The sequence below is a fragment of the Aeromonas enterica genome (genome assembly GCF_054052465.1).
The window spans coordinates 1-15089 of sequence record NZ_JBSTYL010000001.1; the positions used below are offsets into that span (position 1 = coordinate 1).

The 15089-nt window shown below is 59.1% G+C and carries 15 protein-coding genes; 8 read left to right on the forward strand and 7 right to left on the reverse strand.

Annotated features, from left to right (window positions below; genetic code table 11):
• Positions 1–445: 445 nt before the first annotated feature.
• The gene (gene pta / locus ACW5XD_RS00005) at positions 446–2599 is read right to left on the reverse strand and encodes a phosphate acetyltransferase (protein WP_456493062.1); all 2154 of its coding nucleotides are present in this window, start codon (positions 2597–2599) and stop codon (positions 446–448) included.
• 70 nt (positions 2600–2669) lie between these two features.
• Entirely contained in the window at positions 2670–3872 is a 1203-nt protein-coding gene (locus ACW5XD_RS00010; protein ID WP_456493063.1) for an acetate kinase, read from the reverse strand.
• 302 nt (positions 3873–4174) lie between these two features.
• Here ACW5XD_RS00010 and yfbV point away from each other — a divergent pair, with 302 nt between their 5' ends.
• A complete protein-coding gene (gene yfbV, locus ACW5XD_RS00015; protein WP_042865674.1) occupies positions 4175–4615 on the forward strand; it encodes a terminus macrodomain insulation protein YfbV in 441 nt (146 codons plus the stop codon).
• A gap of 60 nt (positions 4616–4675) precedes the next feature.
• Here the strand turns inward: yfbV and ACW5XD_RS00020 are convergent, their stop codons facing one another.
• The 3 genes from ACW5XD_RS00020 to ACW5XD_RS00030 form a co-directional block, all read right to left on the reverse strand.
• Positions 4676–5176 carry a YfbU family protein gene (locus ACW5XD_RS00020; protein ID WP_456493064.1) on the reverse strand — a complete coding sequence of 167 codons (501 nt, stop codon included), beginning with the start codon at positions 5174–5176 and terminating at the stop codon, positions 4676–4678.
• A 434-nt stretch (positions 5177–5610) separates the two neighbouring features.
• The gene (gene bcp, locus ACW5XD_RS00025) at positions 5611–6075 is read right to left on the reverse strand and encodes a thioredoxin-dependent thiol peroxidase (protein WP_456493065.1); all 465 of its coding nucleotides are present in this window, start codon (positions 6073–6075) and stop codon (positions 5611–5613) included.
• A gap of 17 nt (positions 6076–6092) precedes the next feature.
• A complete protein-coding gene (locus tag ACW5XD_RS00030) occupies positions 6093–6626 on the reverse strand; it encodes a glycine cleavage system protein R (RefSeq protein WP_456493066.1) in 534 nt (177 codons plus the stop codon).
• Between the two features lie 287 nt (positions 6627–6913).
• On the opposite strand from ACW5XD_RS00030, the gene dapA reads away from it, so the two are divergent.
• The 3 genes from dapA to ACW5XD_RS00045 all read left to right on the forward strand — a co-directional run bounded on the left by dapA (position 6914) and on the right by ACW5XD_RS00045 (position 10164).
• Positions 6914–7801 (forward strand): 4-hydroxy-tetrahydrodipicolinate synthase, encoded by an 888-nt coding sequence (gene dapA / locus ACW5XD_RS00035; RefSeq protein WP_456493067.1) that lies wholly within the window; start codon positions 6914–6916, stop codon positions 7799–7801.
• Positions 7794–8918: an outer membrane protein assembly factor BamC gene (gene bamC, locus ACW5XD_RS00040; protein ID WP_456493068.1), complete on the forward strand. Its 1125-nt coding sequence runs from the start codon at positions 7794–7796 to the stop codon at positions 8916–8918. Before dapA ends, bamC begins: the two co-directional genes overlap by 8 nt.
• A gap of 142 nt (positions 8919–9060) precedes the next feature.
• Positions 9061–10164 carry a phosphoribosylaminoimidazolesuccinocarboxamide synthase gene (locus ACW5XD_RS00045; protein WP_456493069.1) on the forward strand — a complete coding sequence of 368 codons (1104 nt, stop codon included), beginning with the start codon at positions 9061–9063 and terminating at the stop codon, positions 10162–10164.
• Positions 10165–10285: 121 nt separating this feature from the next.
• Here the strand turns inward: ACW5XD_RS00045 and ACW5XD_RS00050 are convergent, their stop codons facing one another.
• Positions 10286–10888, reverse strand: coding sequence for a short chain dehydrogenase (locus tag ACW5XD_RS00050; RefSeq protein ID WP_456493070.1), 603 nt, complete (start codon positions 10886–10888; stop codon positions 10286–10288).
• 97 nt (positions 10889–10985) lie between these two features.
• On the opposite strand from ACW5XD_RS00050, the gene ACW5XD_RS00055 reads away from it, so the two are divergent.
• From ACW5XD_RS00055 to ACW5XD_RS00070, 4 genes are all read left to right on the forward strand, one after another.
• Complete coding sequence (locus ACW5XD_RS00055; protein WP_456493071.1) at positions 10986–11885, forward strand: LysR family transcriptional regulator; 900 nt, start codon at positions 10986–10988, stop codon at positions 11883–11885.
• Between the two features lie 78 nt (positions 11886–11963).
• On the forward strand, positions 11964–12596 hold the full coding sequence (locus ACW5XD_RS00060; RefSeq protein WP_456493072.1) for a DUF2057 domain-containing protein: 633 nt from the start codon (positions 11964–11966) through the stop codon (positions 12594–12596).
• Between the two features lie 72 nt (positions 12597–12668).
• Positions 12669–13106: an HIT domain-containing protein gene (locus tag ACW5XD_RS00065; protein ID WP_456493073.1), complete on the forward strand. Its 438-nt coding sequence runs from the start codon at positions 12669–12671 to the stop codon at positions 13104–13106.
• Between the two features lie 98 nt (positions 13107–13204).
• The gene (locus ACW5XD_RS00070; protein WP_456493074.1) at positions 13205–13903 is read left to right on the forward strand and encodes a DUF3334 family protein; all 699 of its coding nucleotides are present in this window, start codon (positions 13205–13207) and stop codon (positions 13901–13903) included.
• A gap of 66 nt (positions 13904–13969) precedes the next feature.
• On the opposite strand, the gene ACW5XD_RS00075 is transcribed toward ACW5XD_RS00070, so the two are convergent.
• A complete protein-coding gene (locus ACW5XD_RS00075) occupies positions 13970–14968 on the reverse strand; it encodes a DUF2860 family protein (RefSeq protein ID WP_456493075.1) in 999 nt (332 codons plus the stop codon).
• Between the last annotated feature and the right edge of the window lie 121 nt (positions 14969–15089).

Consider the following 15089-nt stretch of genomic DNA (forward strand, 5'->3'; position numbering starts at 1 on the left):
GAGCGTTACGGAAGGGGAGTAAATATCAAAGCGTGTTTGCATGAGGCGCTGGGGCACCCCATGCAACACGTAATTGGGACATAGCCTTTTTCATGGGCGCAAGATGAGCCAAGGGGGAAGTGCGAGTCTGTCATTTTCTTTCAAATGATCAGTAAACTATCCACAAAAGCTGTGGAAAACTCTGTAGATTAGCGGTGTGTCTAGCGTTAGTTAGCTGATCTTAAAGGGGTATTTGGATCTGATCTCTGCTGGGGTGCAATTGTGCAATCTCCTCTGGCGGGTGTGAGTGTTTGCTTATCTTCTCTCCCTTGCCAGGCAGGCGCTGGCAATGAGAATTGGGATCCAGTCAGGATCCTGACTTGATCTTGCGGATCAACATGTCGCCCGTCCGCCATAAAAAAACCCGCCTCTCGGCGGGTTTTTCACAGGGTCGGCTGAAGGTCGATTACTCGGCCTGAGCTGCCTGGATACCGGTCAGGGCGATGGTGTAGACGATGTCGTCAACCAGGGCGCCACGGGACAGGTCGTTGACCGGCTTGCGCATGCCTTGCAGCATGGGGCCGATGGAGACCAGGTCAGCGGAGCGCTGTACCGCCTTGTAGGTGGTATTGCCGGTGTTCAGGTCCGGGAACACGAACACGGTAGCTTTACCGGCAACCGGTGAGTTCGGTGCCTTGGACTTGGCCACGTTCTCCATGATGGCCGCGTCGTACTGCAGCGGGCCGTCGATGATGAGGTCGGGGCGCTTGGCCTTGGCCAGCTCGGTCGCTTCACGCACTTTCTCTACATCGGCACCGGCGCCAGAGGTACCGGTAGAGTAGGAGATCATGGCGACGCGCGGCTCAATGCCGAAGGCGGCAGCGGAGTCGGCGGACTGAATGGCGATCTCGGCCAGCTGCTCGGCAGTGGGATCCGGGTTGATCGCGCAGTCGCCGTACACCAGCACCTGATCAGGCAGCAGCATGAAGAAGATGGAGGAGATCAGGGAAGAGCCAGGGGCGGTCTTGATGATCTGCATCGGCGGACGGATGGTGTTGGCTGTGGTGTGTACCGCGCCAGATACCAGACCGTCCACTTCGCCACGCTCCAGCATCATGGTGCCCAGCACCACGTTGTCTTCCAGCTGTTCGCGGGCAACCACTTCGGTCATGCCCTTGTTCTTGCGCAGCTCGACCAGACGTGGCACGTAGCGCTCACGCACTTCCAGCGGATCAATGATCTCGACACGGTCGGTCAGCACCACGCCCTGCTGTTCGGCGACGCGACGGATCTCTTCCGGGTTGCCCAGCAGCACCGGACGGGCGATGCCACGTTCGGCACAGATGGCGGCAGCCTTGATGGTGCGCGGCTCTTCGCCTTCCGGCAGCACGACGCGCTTGTTGGCCTGACGGGCCAGCTCGGTCAGCTGATAACGGAATGCTGGCGGGCTCAGACGACGGGAACGGGTGGACTTGGCGGAGAGAGACTCGATCCAGTGCTTGTCGATGTGGCCAGCCACATAGTCCTGCACCAGTTCGATACGCTCGCGGTCATCTTCCGGAATATCGACGTTGAAGTTCTGCAGGCTGACGGCGGTCTGCCATGTGTTGGTGCCGGTGATCATGATTGGCAGGCCGGTGGCCATGGCCTGTTGGCACAGGGCCAGCACTTGCGGTTCCGGATGGTAGTTGCCGGTCAGCAGCAGGGCACCCAGCTTGACGCCGTTCATGGCGGACAGGCAGGCGGAGACGATGACGTCGGAACGATCGCCGGAGGTCACCAGCAGGCTGCCCGGACGGAAGTGCTCAACCATGTTGTGGATGGAACGGGCACAGAAGGTCACGGTTTGCAGGCGACGGCTGTCCAGTTCACCCTTGTGCAGGATCTTGGCTGCCAGATGCTTGGCGAGATCCTTGGCACGCGGGGCGATCAGCTGGGTATTCCAGGGGATGCAACCCAGGATGCGCAGCGGGCTCTTGCCGAACACCTGCAGCACTTCCAGATTGTGAGCCGCTTCAGAGGTGTGGTGGTGCGCCTCGAACATCTCGGTCAGGTCGGGGCGGGTCACGCCGTGCTCGTCAACCGGAGCGCCAACCTTGTTGATGACGCAACCCACGATGCGGGGGTTGTTGACTCCACCGAAGTTGGAGCAGGCCAGCTCGATACGCTCTTTCAGCTTCTGGCTGGAGTCGTTGCCCGGATGGGTTACGAACACCATATCGGCATCCAGCGCCTTGGCGACGTCGTAGTTCAGCTTGTTGGCAAACGGCTGCTTGTCGGTCGGGACCATGCCTTCGATGACCAGCACCTCGGCACCACTCGCCTTCACGTGCTCTTCGAAGCGGGCCACTATCTCTTCCAGCAGGATATCTGTGTTGCTGGAGGTGATCATGTTCTCGGCGTAGGAGAGGGCGAACGGCTCGGGCGGGTTGATGTTGGCAGCGGCGCGGATCACGGCGGTGGAGCGCTCGGTACCGGTTTCACCCGGACGCGGCTGAGCGACCGGTTTGAAGAAGCTGACATTGACACCGTGACGTTCCATGGCGCGGACAACGCCAAGACTCACGGAAGTTACGCCGACACCAGTGCCGACCGGGATAAGCATAATAGTGCGTGCCACTTAATACCCCTTGTTCATTTTTTGGGATCAGGAAAAGGCCGCCCTGGGGCGGCCTTGCTCTACAGCTAAATTATGCGCCGACCAGTTCCAGCGCGTCGTGGGCAATGACCCACTCCTCGTTGGTCGGGATTACCAGGGCCTTGGTGGAACCAGCCTTGGTGATCTCGCCACCCTTGCCGAAGCGGGCGGCCAGGTTGGCGTCGTGATCGACGTCAAAGCCCAGCAGACCCAGCTTGTTCAGGGTGATTTCACGGATCGGGGCGGAGTTTTCACCGATACCACCGGTGAAGACCACGGCATCCAGACGACCGTCCATGGCGGCGGCGTAGGCACCGATATACTTGGCCAGGCGATAGCAGTAAACGTCCATGGCACGCTTGGCTTCTTCTTTGCTGTCGTAGTTGTCTTCAACGAAACGGCAGTCGGAAGTGACTTCGGTCAGGCCCTGCAGGCCGGACTCTTTGGTCAGCATGGTGTTGATATCCGCCACGCTCATGCCCAGTTTGTCGTGCAGGAAGAAGATGATGGCCGGGTCCAGATCGCCGGAGCGGGTACCCATGACCAGGCCTTCCAGCGGGGTCAGACCCATGGAGGTATCAACGGATTTGCCGTTCTTGATGGCACAGACGGAACCGCCGTTGCCCAGGTGGCAGTTGATGATATTCAGCTCTTCTACCGGCTTGTCCAGCTGCTTGGCTGCTTCCAGGCTGATGTAGTAGTGGCTGGTGCCGTGTGCGCCGTAGCGACGGATGCCGTTCTCTTTGTAGAGCTTGTACGGCAGGGCGTACAGGAAGGCTTCTTCCGGCATGGTCTGGTGGAAGGCTGTGTCGAACACGGCCACGTTCTTGTCGGCCAGGGCCGGGAAGATACGGCGGGCTTCACGGATACCGATCAGGTGAGCCGGGTTGTGCAGCGGTGCGTACGGTACGGCGGCTTCGATACCGGCGATCACGTCATCACAGATCACGACGGAGGAGGTGAAGCGCTCACCACCGTGCACAACACGGTGACCGATGGCGATCAGATTCTTGGACAGTTCCGGATTGAGCGGCAGGATCTTGTTGACGATGTAGTCCAGCGCTTCCTGGTGAGCGGCACCTGCGCCCAGATCGGCACTGCCTTTCTCGCCATTCAGTTTCCACTTGATGCGGGCGTCGTCGAGGTTGAAACACTCGGCCAGGCCGGACAACAGATCATCACCGGTGGTTGCGTCAATGACAGCAAACTTCAGGGACGAGCTGCCACAGTTAAGTACAAGAACCAGCTTACTCATGAATAAATCCTATCGCAGATTGGGTTGTGTAGGAGGATGCGTTGGACGCGTTGCGTCCAAAAACTTTCAACTTATCCTTATGAGGGTTGGCAATCTGTTGCTTGCCCCTTGTATAGTGATACAAGACCCGAAATCCAGACGTCCCTGACAGCGCAACGGCAGGCCGTTGGCGCAAAAATTGGGCGTACAAAGGATAACCCGATTGTTGAAAAATAACAAAGTCATCCTCAACCTTTGTTATTGCACATCAAATATAGTCGAGGTTTTGCCGTTAATACGTTCAAAAAAAGCTCGGAGGTAGCATGAGCATGAACATTTTTGGAACTAAATTACAGCAAGGCCGTCATTATATGACCCTTTGGCCCCGCCGTCCCGAGCTTAATTCCATGTTTCCCGAGAACCGGGTGATCAAGGCCACCGAATTCGCCCTCAAGATCATCCCGGCACTGGCGGTGCTCAGCGTCATGCTGCAGTTCCAGCTTGGTGAGCTGCACTACTGGCCATCGGTCATGGCCTCTGTGCTGTTTCTGCTCAGCTTGCCGCTGCAAGGTTACTACTGGCTCGGTCAGCGCGCCGATACCCGCCTGCCTCCTTCCCTTGCCAGCTGGTATCGCGAGATCAACGGCAAGATGAACGAGCAGGGCGGACATCGCCAACTGGTGGCCCAGCCCCGTTACGAAGAGCTGGCCGATACCCTCAATGCCGCCTTCAAGCAGCTGGACAAATCTTTTCTCTACGAATAGGCGAACAAGGTTTTCCAATCAGATAAAGGCGCCCAGAGGCGCCTTTTCCATCTATCGCGATCAGGCCGCCAATACCTTGCGGATCTCCTGGATGGAGAGCTTGTATTGACGGGGGCACTGGCGCCATGCTGTCAGCATGCGCTGATACTTGTCACGCATGGCGATGTCGCTGGAGAGTTCGTCGCACGGGCACTTGAGTTCGGGGAAGCGCTTGTCCACTTCCAGCAGGAAGCAGACATAGTCGGCCAGCTCCCGCTCCTGACTGCGGCTGTAGCCGTTGAACTCCAGCCGGTTGGCGTTGATCTCGCCCTGATCGGCTGCATCCAGATTGCCCCAGGAGATGGCCAGTGCATGGTGCAGCTCCAGGGTATCGATCACCTCCTGACAGGTGGCCAGATCCAGATGACCGAAACTCTTCTCCAGTTCGAGGATCTGCAGGCAGTAGCCGCGCGCTATGATGGTGCTGGCCCGCTGGTAAGACGCCGCTTTCTCCGGATTGAGTTTGGCCAGGATCTCGTACTGGTTGCTCAGGATCAGGCGTTCGGTGTGGCTCATGTTCATGGGCTTTTCTCACTGGAAAATGAAACTGGGGTCACGTTAACCCATATCTCAGATGAATTTTTTGATCTGGCAGGGGAGGTTGGCGAGAAAGCCGGGTCGGGAAATCAAAATGGCTCTGCGACGGGTTAATTAATGGTAGCGGTTGCGCACTTGTGTTTCGGCCTGAGCTGGCAACAATGTGGGTGTCATTTGGCTTGCGCCAACTGACTCACCAAGGCCCCGATACAGGTGCATGCATGACCATCACAACCAGGACTCAGTCGCCGTGACCACAGGTTCTGGCCGACGGGGCAAGGAAAGGGCGGCCGAGATGGCTCCCCGCCGGGATGCGCTGGCTGATGCCGTCATCACGCAGCGAGACTGGCGAGCGGACAAACGAAGGGCCTGCAGTTGCAGGCCCTTTTTGTATTGGGTGTTTTTCAGGCCGGGCGGGTTCAACCCTTGATGAGGTCGAGCACCACCTGATGGTGGTCGCTGGTCTTGAACTTGTCGAAGCGGTGGGCGACCTTGCCCTCTTCATCGATGAGGAAGCTCAGCCGGTGAATGCCGTCATACTCCTTGCCCATGAACTTCTTCGGGCCCCAGACGCCAAAGGCATCGGCCACCGCGTGATCTTCATCGGCCAGCAGGCGGAAGTTGAGGCTGTCGCGCTCCTCGAACTTCTTCAGGCGCTTGGCCGGATCCGGGCTGATGCCGAGCACCACCACGTTGAGGGCCGCCAGCTCGCCATTGATGTCACGCAGACCGCAGGCCTGCGTGGTGCAGCCCGGGGTCATCGCCTTGGGATAGAAATAGATGAGCACCTTCTTGCCGCGCAGATCGGCAAGACGAACCGGGTTGCCGTCCTGATCGGGCAGGGAAAAGTCGGGGGCCTGGGTACCAGCCTGTAGTGGTTGCATGGGGTCTCCGAACGCCGTCAGGCGTGTTTGTTGTTGACGATGAATTCGAACGATTCTGCGCCCAGTTCGCGACAGAATCCGGCGAAGGCCGTTTCCGAGCCGGCAGTCTCTCCCTGCTTGGCCAGATTGAGCTGGAAGCTCGCCTTGAGCAGGTTGAAGGGTTGCTGTTCAAGGGTAATGGTCTGCATGGCCTGGATGTCCCAGCCGTGGTCGCTGAAGAACTGGGTGCACTGGCTTACGATGCCGGGCTGGTCGCGGATCAGGATCTCGGCGTTGGCGCTGATGTCGTACTGCAGCGACTGGTGGCGCTCTGTGCGCTTCATCATGGTGATGAGATCCCACTCCTGACTGCGCAGTGGCAGGCTGATCTCGAGTTGCATCAGGCTGTTCCAGTCCCCGGACAGCAGCATGATGAAGGTGAATTCATTACCGAAGATACCAAGACGGCTGTCGACAATGTTGCAACCACAGCCACTGACGTGGCGGGTGACCTCATTGACTATGCCAGGCCTGTCCGTGCCTATGGCCGTTACGACCAGGTAGTGAGTCATAAATCTTCTCTCGTCCATTAGCTTGTTGCGAATGTGAGCGCCACGGGTGTCGCCCTGGCTGGGCGACCGGCCTTGAGCCATTCCCTGCGCTTGTACATGGCAACCTTGTTGAGAATGTCGTGGCTGCGAGCCTTGTCTCGAGTCGAGATGACCCGAGATTGGCGTAGGCCGTCGCGCTCGCGCACCGCTTTTTGTGCAGAATGGTATCACGGCTTGCCCCCTGCCTCCCTTGTTTTTCCAAGGGGGCAGCTTTACCATAACGCCCCTGAAAATCGGGAGAAATATCCATGTTACGCGGTAGTATCGTTGCCCTCGTTACCCCTATGCTGGCTTCAGGTGAAGTCGATTGGACCAGTCTGGCCGCCTTGGTCGATTATCATGTCAGCGCAGGCACCACCGCCATCGTTGCGGTTGGCACCACGGGGGAATCGGTGACCCTGAGCGAGCAGGAGCATATCGCCGTCGTGGAAAAAACCGTGGAACTGGCCGCAGGACGCATTCCCGTCATCGCCGGTTGCGGTTCCAACAATACCGCCCATGCCATCGCCCTGGCCAAACGATTCGCCGAAACTGGCGTGGTAGCGGGTCTCTCGGTTACCCCTTATTACAACAAACCCACTCAAGAAGGCCTCTATCGTCACTATTGTGCGATCGCCGAGGCTAGTGGTCTGCCCCAAATTCTTTATAATGTGCCCGGTCGCACCGGTTGCGACCTCAAACCGGAGACGGTAGCCCGACTGGCCAGAGTGCCCGGCATCATAGGTCTGAAAGAGGCCACCGGGGATCTGAGCCGTACTCCGCTGCTGCGTGAGCTGTGCGGAGCGGAATTCGCGCTTTATAGTGGCGATGATGCCAGTGGATGTGATTTTATGCTGCAAGGTGGCGACGGAGTCATTTCGGTCACCACCAATATTGCAGCGGCCCAGATGGCCGACATGTGTCGTGCAGCGCTGGCCGGTGATGCCGGTCTGGCCCATGACATCAACAATCGATTGATGCCGTTGCATCAGACTCTGTTCTGCGAACCGAGTCCCATCCCGGTGAAGTGGGCCTGTGCCCGACTGGGATTGATGGCGACGGCGACCTTGCGTCTGCCGCTCACCGACCTCACCCCCGAGGGCGAACAAGCGATGACGCGAGCACTGACCACTGCGGAGTTGATGGCGAGTGTTTAAAGCAAATGGAAAGGGAAATGCAGTGCGCCTGGTGCTGAGTGTGGCGACCGTTGCCGTGCTGGCAGCCTGTAGCTCACCCCAAGAGCGCAAGATGGCCAACCGTGGTTTCGAGTACGAGGATGCCCGCCTTGAAGGCCGCGCATTCCTGGTGCCGACCGGGTTGAGTACCCCCGCCTTTAACAGCAGTTTCGACATCCCGGCGTTGCCCGATAGCAGCCGTGAAGGTGCCCTCGGTGCCAAGATTGATGTGCGTCCGCCCGCCCAGCTGCTGACCGTGGTGCCGGGCAGCCAGGTGGTGCTCAATGCCAGCGAGCCCACAGTGGCCTTCTATGCCCTGAGCACCTCCCAGAGCGTGGAGCGCGATACTTGGGCTTTCCTGATGAACTTCCTTGCCCAGTACAAGGTGACCACGGAGAAGCTGGATCAGCAGGCCGGCGTGTTGCAGACCGGCTGGTTTGACAACACCAAGGCGCTCGATGGCTGGAGTGAAGAGGATGACGACTTCAACATCCGTCAGCGTTACCAGTTCACCCTGCGCAACGATGCTCAGCGTCACGCCGTCAACATGTCGGTGCGGGTGCTGGATCACGAAGAGACCATCGACGGCGAGACCAGCAATGTGCTGACGCCGGCCGATGCCCAGCGCTACGCCACCCGTGCCTTGAACCAGTTCTCGCTCTACTACGACAAGCAACTCAAGTCCCGCGAACAGCACAAGGCCAACGATGGCATGGGGCTGGAACTGGGGCTGGACAACAACGAGCTGAGTGCCTGGATTGCCAACGGTTCGTTTGATCAAGTGTGGCGTCGCCTCAACCAGGTGTTGCCAGCTTACGGTTTCAGCATCAAGGATACCCAGCAGTCTCTGGGCTGGATCGACGTCGAGTATGACGAGCCGGGCAGCGAGTTCTGGAAGGCCAAGGGCAGCGAGCCGTTCAAACTGGAAGAGGACAAGTACCGCTTCCAGCTTGGCGAGATGGCGGGGGGCAAGACCTCCATCACCCTGTTCGACAAGGACAAGAAGCCTGTGTCGTCCGGTGTCATCTCCCAGATGTACATCAGCCTGTCCGAGGCATTCGCCAAGGGCTTGGCTGACCAGGCAGCAAAAACAGAATAGAAACAGGGGCCTAGTGCCCCTGTTTTGTTAGGTTAATCCCCCTGTAAATACAGGGTCTGATGCGCTTGATATGTTAACCCCCAGAAACAGGGGCCCTGTGCCCCTGTTTTATTCCTCCCACAAACAGGAAGTGTTATTAGCCATGAGTCTTGCAGATCAAGTATTGGCGGTGAATGACGATTTGCCGATCCGTACCGATAAACCTGTCCATTCCGGCAAAGTGCGCAGCGTCTACTGGTTGACCCCGGCAGACAGTGCCCGGCTCATCAAGGAGAAAGGCTATGATGTGCCAGCCGATGCGCCGCTTGCCCTCATGGTGATCAGTGACCGTATCTCGGCCTTCGACTGCATCTGGCAGGGCGTGGACGGGCTCAACGGCGTACCGGGCAAAGGGGCGGCACTCAACGCCATCTCCAGCCACTGGTTCAAGCTGTTCAAGGAGAAGGGATTGGCCGACAGCCACATCCTGGATATCCCGCACCCCTTTGTCTGGATCGTGCAAAAAGCCCGCCCCGTGATGATCGAGGCGATTGCCCGCCAGTACATCACCGGCTCCATGTGGCGTGCCTACAAGGATGGCGAGCGCGAGTTCTGCGGCATCACCTTGCCGGAAGGGCTGAAGAAAGATCAGAAACTGCCGGAGATCCTCATCACCCCCTCCACCAAGGGTGTGCTGACGGGGCTGGACGGCGTGCCGGAAGCCGATGATGTCAACGTCTCCCGTGCTGATATCGAACGCCACTATAAAGGCTTCAACTTCAGCAAACCGGCCGACATAGACCGCTACGAAGTGCTGCTCAAAGAGGGCTTCAACGTCATCAGCGACGCGCTGGCCGAGCTGGATCAGATCTTCGTCGACACCAAGTTCGAGTTTGGCTACGTCAATGACGCCGCCGGCAACGAGAAGCTGATCTACATGGATGAAGTGGGCACCCCCGACAGCTCCCGCATCTGGGATGGCGCCGCCCTGCGCGACGGCCAGATCGTCGAGAAGTCGAAAGAGGGTTTCCGTCAGTGGCTGCTCAACCACTTCCCGGATCCGGACATTCTGCTCAACAAGCACCGCATGCCCGAGCGCTTCGCCCTGGCCCGCGACAACAAGTTGCCGACCGAGGTGATGATGGACATCTCCAACACCTATGTGGGGATTGCCGAGAAGATCATCGGTCAGCCGCTGGTACGCAGCGCCAATCCCAAGCAGGAGATCATCGAAGTGCTGCGCGCGCAGTACGGGCTGATCGACTGAGGCACACAGCTTTTTTTGTTGCCAGAAAACAAACGTTTGCTGGTGGGGAAAGGAACAAGCCGACAAACAGACGGGCCCCATCACGGGGCCCGTTTTTGTTGCCGTGCCGGCTGGGCGGCCATCAGCCGTTGACCCTGAACACCTGGCCGGTCTGCACGCCGAGCACGGATTTCTGGTAAGCCTGGGCCACCCGAGCGGCCGGCACCGGCACGAAGCCCGGGAAGAAGGAGGCGTATTTGTCCATCGACTCGGTCAGCACGGTTGGGCTTACCACGTTGATGCGCAGCCCCTTGGGCAGCTCGCAGGCTGCCGCCTTGACGAAGTGCTCTATGGCGCCGTTGATGGTGGTCGCACTGGCCCCCCAGTTGATGGGCTCCTCGCTCAGAATGCCGCTGATCAGGGTGATGGAACCCTTGTCATTCAGGTAGGGGATGGCGGCACGGGTCAGGTTGATCTGGCCCATCAGTTTGCTCTCCAGTCCCACCTGCCACTGCTCGTCCGTCATCTCGGTCAGGCCGTTGAAGGCCACGCTGCCGCTGGCCACCACCAGTGCATCGAACGTCCCCAGCTTGGCAAACAGCGCCTTGATGGAGGCGGGGTCACGCATGTCGACAGTGGCATCGCCACGACTGTGACCGACCCGGATCACCTGGTGGTCTTTGGCAAGCAGTTCACTGACGGCCGAGCCGACGGTGCCGGAGGCACCCACAATCACAATCTTCATCTGTTTCACTCCTGGTTGGGATATGTTGATTCTAGCGCGATAAAAAGGGAGAAAAAGCGCGTAAAATAAACGCATTGTTTCCATATTGGAGCTAATGATGGACATCTCCCATCTGACCAGTTTCTACGAGGTGGTACAGCGGGGCAGTTTTTCCGCCGCCGCCGATGCTCTGGGGGTGAGCAAGGGGATGCTGAGCCGCCATGTCAGCGCCCTGGAAGCCGCCCTCAATGCCCAGCTGTTGCAGCGCACCACCCGCCGTCTCAGCCTGACCGAGGCGGGCAAGACCCTCTATTTGCAGGCGGGGCAGATCTTTGCACTGGCCCGCCAGGCGGAGCAGGATATACAGGCGCTGACCGAGGAGGACAGTGGCCGGCTGCGCTTCACCTGCCCGGTCAGCACGGGGGATCGCATGGTGAGCGAGCTGCTCGGCCGCTTTGCCGAGCTCTGCCCGGGGGTGCAGGTCGAGCTCAACTTCACCAACACCATGATCGACATGAGCCAGGGAGAGCACGACATCGCCCTGCGCGCCATGAGCAGCATCCCCGACAATCTGGTGGCGCTGCCGCTTGGTCGGCTCAAGGATGTGGTGGTGGCCAGTCCGACCCTGCTGGCGCGAGAAGGCCTCCCCGCCACGCCCTATGAGCTGAGCGGTCGCCCTTGCCTGTTGCAGGGCCACAACCCGGCCTGGGAGCAGTGGCACTTTCGCAAGGGGGAGGAGGAGGCTCACATTCTGGTGCAGGGCAAGGTGCGGGCCAATCACTACAGTACCGTACTGCAACTGGCCCGCGCGGGCATGGGGTACGCCAAATGCCCGTTGATGCTGGTGGAGCCCTGGCTGGCGAGTGGCGAGCTGGTGGCCGTGCTGGGTCAGTGGCAGACAGGTCTGCACCCGCTGCACGTGCTGCACGCCCAGCAGCGGCGGGTACCGCGCAAGATCCGGTTGTTCAAGCAGGTGCTGGCCCAGTGGTTTGCCGAGCGGCCCCACTACCTGTTATGAGGGCTCTGCGCCGTTATTTTTCTGTCATCTTCGGCTGTTACCCTGCGCCCATCACAGCGATCAGGAAGATGAGCGAACATGAAGGGTTATCAGGGTTGGGTTGGATTGGCACTGCTGTGCGGGGCAGTGGGCATGAGTACGGCGCAGGCCGAGGTCGAAGTAGCGGTGCCAACGGATTTCCAGATCCTGGCGGTGAGCAATGGCAAGTTGCAGGATGAGCAGCATGCCACCCTGGCGGACGGGGAGCAGCAACTGCTGGTGCGCTATGAGGGGGTGATCCCGAGTCGCAGCAGCAGCGAAAATGATCGACAGGTGCGATCCGAGCCGCAGGTGCTGCGCTATCAGGCCAGCCAACAGCGCCTGCAGCTGGTGGCCAGCGTACCGGCCACTGAAAAGGGAATGCAGCTTTATGCCAAGGCCCCTGTGGTGGCATTGCAGGCGGATGGCCAGGCGCTCCCCATCCAGCAGGATGCGCTGGTGACCAGCGGCATGCTGCTCGGCATGGACTGGCGTGCCCGGCTCGATGAGTACAATCGCGGCGCCGGCAAGGCGGCGCTGACGACAGCCGCCGTGGCCACCACTGCAACCGCAGGCGCCACGGCTCCCGCCTTGGCCACCAGCGAGCTGGAGCGGCAGTTGCAGCAGCTGTTCCTCAAGGCCGACCCCGAGCTTCGCAAGCGCTTTATCGGCTGGGCCGTGCCGCGACTTTAAGTTTGTCGCCCGTTGCAGTAACGTGGACACTCCTTTTCAGGCTTTCCGTTCATCGTACCCAACGAGGTTTTCATGTTTGAATTGCATTCGCGCCTGCAGGCGGATACCCAGTTGCTCGGGGATCTGCCGCTTTGTCGTGTCCTGCTTGCCAAAGACAGCCAGTATCCCTGGCTCATTCTGGTACCACGGATCGCCAACTTGCGGGAAATTCACCATATGGCGCCCGAGCTACAGCAACAACTGATGCAGGAGTCCTGTGCCCTGGCCACCCTGATGGAGCAGGCGCTGCGGCCGGACAAGATCAACGTGGCGGCGCTCGGCAATCTGGTCCCTCAGCTGCATTTGCATCATGTCGCCCGCTTTACTACGGATCGGGCATGGCCGGGGCCCATCTGGGGAGCGCATCCCTCCTTGCCTCATGACGAGGCCAGTTTGCAGCAGGAGGCTGCCAGCTGGCGCCTCAAGCTCGGCAATCTGGCCGGATTCAGCCCGCTTGACACTGACAATTGAGTCAAGTGAGAGGCGGCTCGCTATTTCGAAGCCCAAGCCGCGCTATCTGTTAGAGTTATGGTATAGATAAGCCCATTTTCGATGTTCAGGAAGGTCCCATGATAGTGACAAGAGCCGACAACGACGCCGTATTGACCACAGAGGATGTGCTGCTGAGCCTGTGTCATTCGGTTACGGATGTATTAAGTGCGGCGACCCAGAGTCAGGTGCGTTTTTCCGGCATGGTGCAGCGGATCAGCAAGACCTGTCTCAAGCCGGATATCGGCTGTTTCGTGCTGTTTGATGGTGGCTTCTCCGGTTTGGTAGTGATCAACTTTTCCGCCGCCGCCGCCATGGAGCTCTATGAGAGCTACATGCTCAGCATGGGCCTCTCCAAGGAAGATCTCGCCATCTCCCACACCTCGGACGAGGTTAGCAACGTCATGGGTGAACTGATGAACCAGATTGTCGGCAGTTTCACCGTCAAGGTGGGCCGTGATCTGCAGACTCACATCACCCAGAACCAGCCCAAGATGCTGGCCCTGAACAAGCAGGTGATGCTGAGCGTCGATACCAACCTCGACAACCCGGAATCGCGCCGGGTCACCTTCTTTACCGCCCGCAACAACATCTTCTATCTGGAGCTGGCGATGGACAGGACGGAGTTCATCCGCATTCATAGCGATGGCATGGATGAGGAGGAGCTGGATCCGGATGCACTGATCGCCCAGACCAAGCTGGCGGCGACCAAACCTGCCCCGGCGGCGATCCCCGCTGCCAACGAGCATGACGACTTGCTCGATTCGCTCGGTATCTGATGTCAGCCCAATGCTGAACATGTCAAGGCCACCCATGAGGTGGCCTTGTTGTTGCTGGGGAAGGGCTTAGAAGTTGTACAGCAGGCCGGTACTGAAGCTGCTGGATTGGGTATCGTAGAAGCTGATGTCGGAGTTGGCGGTGGAGTAGGCTGCAGTAAAGGTAGCAGTGAGATCCTTGACGCTGAACAGCCTGTGCCAGAAGAAGGTGCCGTTGATGGCAAACTCGTTCGCATCGGCACGCTGGCCAAACAGGGGGTTCGACTCGTCATACTTGCGCTTGCCGGCATAGACGTTGCTGATGATGGACCATTGCGGGCCGCGTTGTGCGTAGGTCAGCTGCAACCCCGTGTTCTTGAAACTCTCGGCGCTGCCATCAAGATCGGCTTGCTTGTAGAGGATAGCGGGCTCCAGCAGCTGGTTGCCGTCAAAATGCCACTGGTAGGAGAGTTCCATATCATACTGCTTGCCGTTGCGATCCAGCATGGAGGCGTAGTGAGTACCGTGGGTCAGGTCATACTGCTGGCCGCTGCGCTCCTCATCCAGATCCATTTCCCGGGTGGTCAGGTTGCCATAGAAGTTGCTGCCCCAGATCTTGTCCCAAGCGACGCGAATCCCTTTCGACTTCACGTCGGTGGCGCCGCGATCCACCTTGGTGGCAAAGGGATCGCTCCATAGCTCGACGGGGACGACGTTGAACACCAGCGAGGTGGCGACTATGCCCTTGTCCCCCATCTCCTGACGCAGACCGAGCTGCTGGGTGAAGTCGAAGCGGATAGCGTCCTGGATCAGATTGCCGAGGAATATCTGGGTGCGGGTATCGGCGAAGGTATAGCGGATATCGGCATTGATGAGCGGCGCCAGACCGCTCTCGCTGTTGGGTGCGCCGAGATCATTGATACGACTGTTGTTGTCATCTCCGGCATAGAAGTTGGACTTGTAGCTGGCGGCGGTAACCCCGCCGAGCAGAAAGCCTGACCAGCCGGACTGCTTGGGGATCTCGCCCAGATCGGCGTGGGCAGCATTGGCTACCAGCAGGCCAAGACTCAGCAAGGTGAAATTACGCATCGATAAGTCTCCTGAAAGATCAACATGTTGAATTAAACGGCCGGCATGATGGTGCCGCAGGCTTGACCCTGACTGACCGAGTTTACCCCGGCATGCACTCCCGCCGTGGTGACTATGTTAA

Bases quoted from the DNA above. Each gene is read 5' to 3' on its own strand.
- ACW5XD_RS00010 (WP_456493063.1), bottom strand. From the start codon at position 3,872: ATGAGTAAGCTGGTTCTTGTACTTAACTGTGGCAGCTCGTCCCTGAAG.
- yfbV (WP_042865674.1), top strand. From the start codon at position 4,175: ATGAGCATGAACATTTTTGGAACTAAATTACAGCAAGGCCGTCATTAT.
- ACW5XD_RS00020 (WP_456493064.1), bottom strand. From the start codon at position 5,176: ATGAACATGAGCCACACCGAACGCCTGATCCTGAGCAACCAGTACGAG.
- bcp (WP_456493065.1), bottom strand. From the start codon at position 6,075: ATGCAACCACTACAGGCTGGTACCCAGGCCCCCGACTTTTCCCTGCCC.
- ACW5XD_RS00030 (WP_456493066.1), bottom strand. From the start codon at position 6,626: ATGACTCACTACCTGGTCGTAACGGCCATAGGCACGGACAGGCCTGGC.
- dapA (WP_456493067.1), top strand. From the start codon at position 6,914: ATGTTACGCGGTAGTATCGTTGCCCTCGTTACCCCTATGCTGGCTTCA.
- ACW5XD_RS00045 (WP_456493069.1), top strand. From the start codon at position 9,061: ATGAGTCTTGCAGATCAAGTATTGGCGGTGAATGACGATTTGCCGATC.
- ACW5XD_RS00050 (WP_456493070.1), bottom strand. From the start codon at position 10,888: ATGAAGATTGTGATTGTGGGTGCCTCCGGCACCGTCGGCTCGGCCGTC.
- ACW5XD_RS00055 (WP_456493071.1), top strand. From the start codon at position 10,986: ATGGACATCTCCCATCTGACCAGTTTCTACGAGGTGGTACAGCGGGGC.
- ACW5XD_RS00060 (WP_456493072.1), top strand. From the start codon at position 11,964: ATGAAGGGTTATCAGGGTTGGGTTGGATTGGCACTGCTGTGCGGGGCA.
- ACW5XD_RS00065 (WP_456493073.1), top strand. From the start codon at position 12,669: ATGTTTGAATTGCATTCGCGCCTGCAGGCGGATACCCAGTTGCTCGGG.
- ACW5XD_RS00070 (WP_456493074.1), top strand. From the start codon at position 13,205: ATGATAGTGACAAGAGCCGACAACGACGCCGTATTGACCACAGAGGAT.
- ACW5XD_RS00075 (WP_456493075.1), bottom strand. From the start codon at position 14,968: ATGCGTAATTTCACCTTGCTGAGTCTTGGCCTGCTGGTAGCCAATGCT.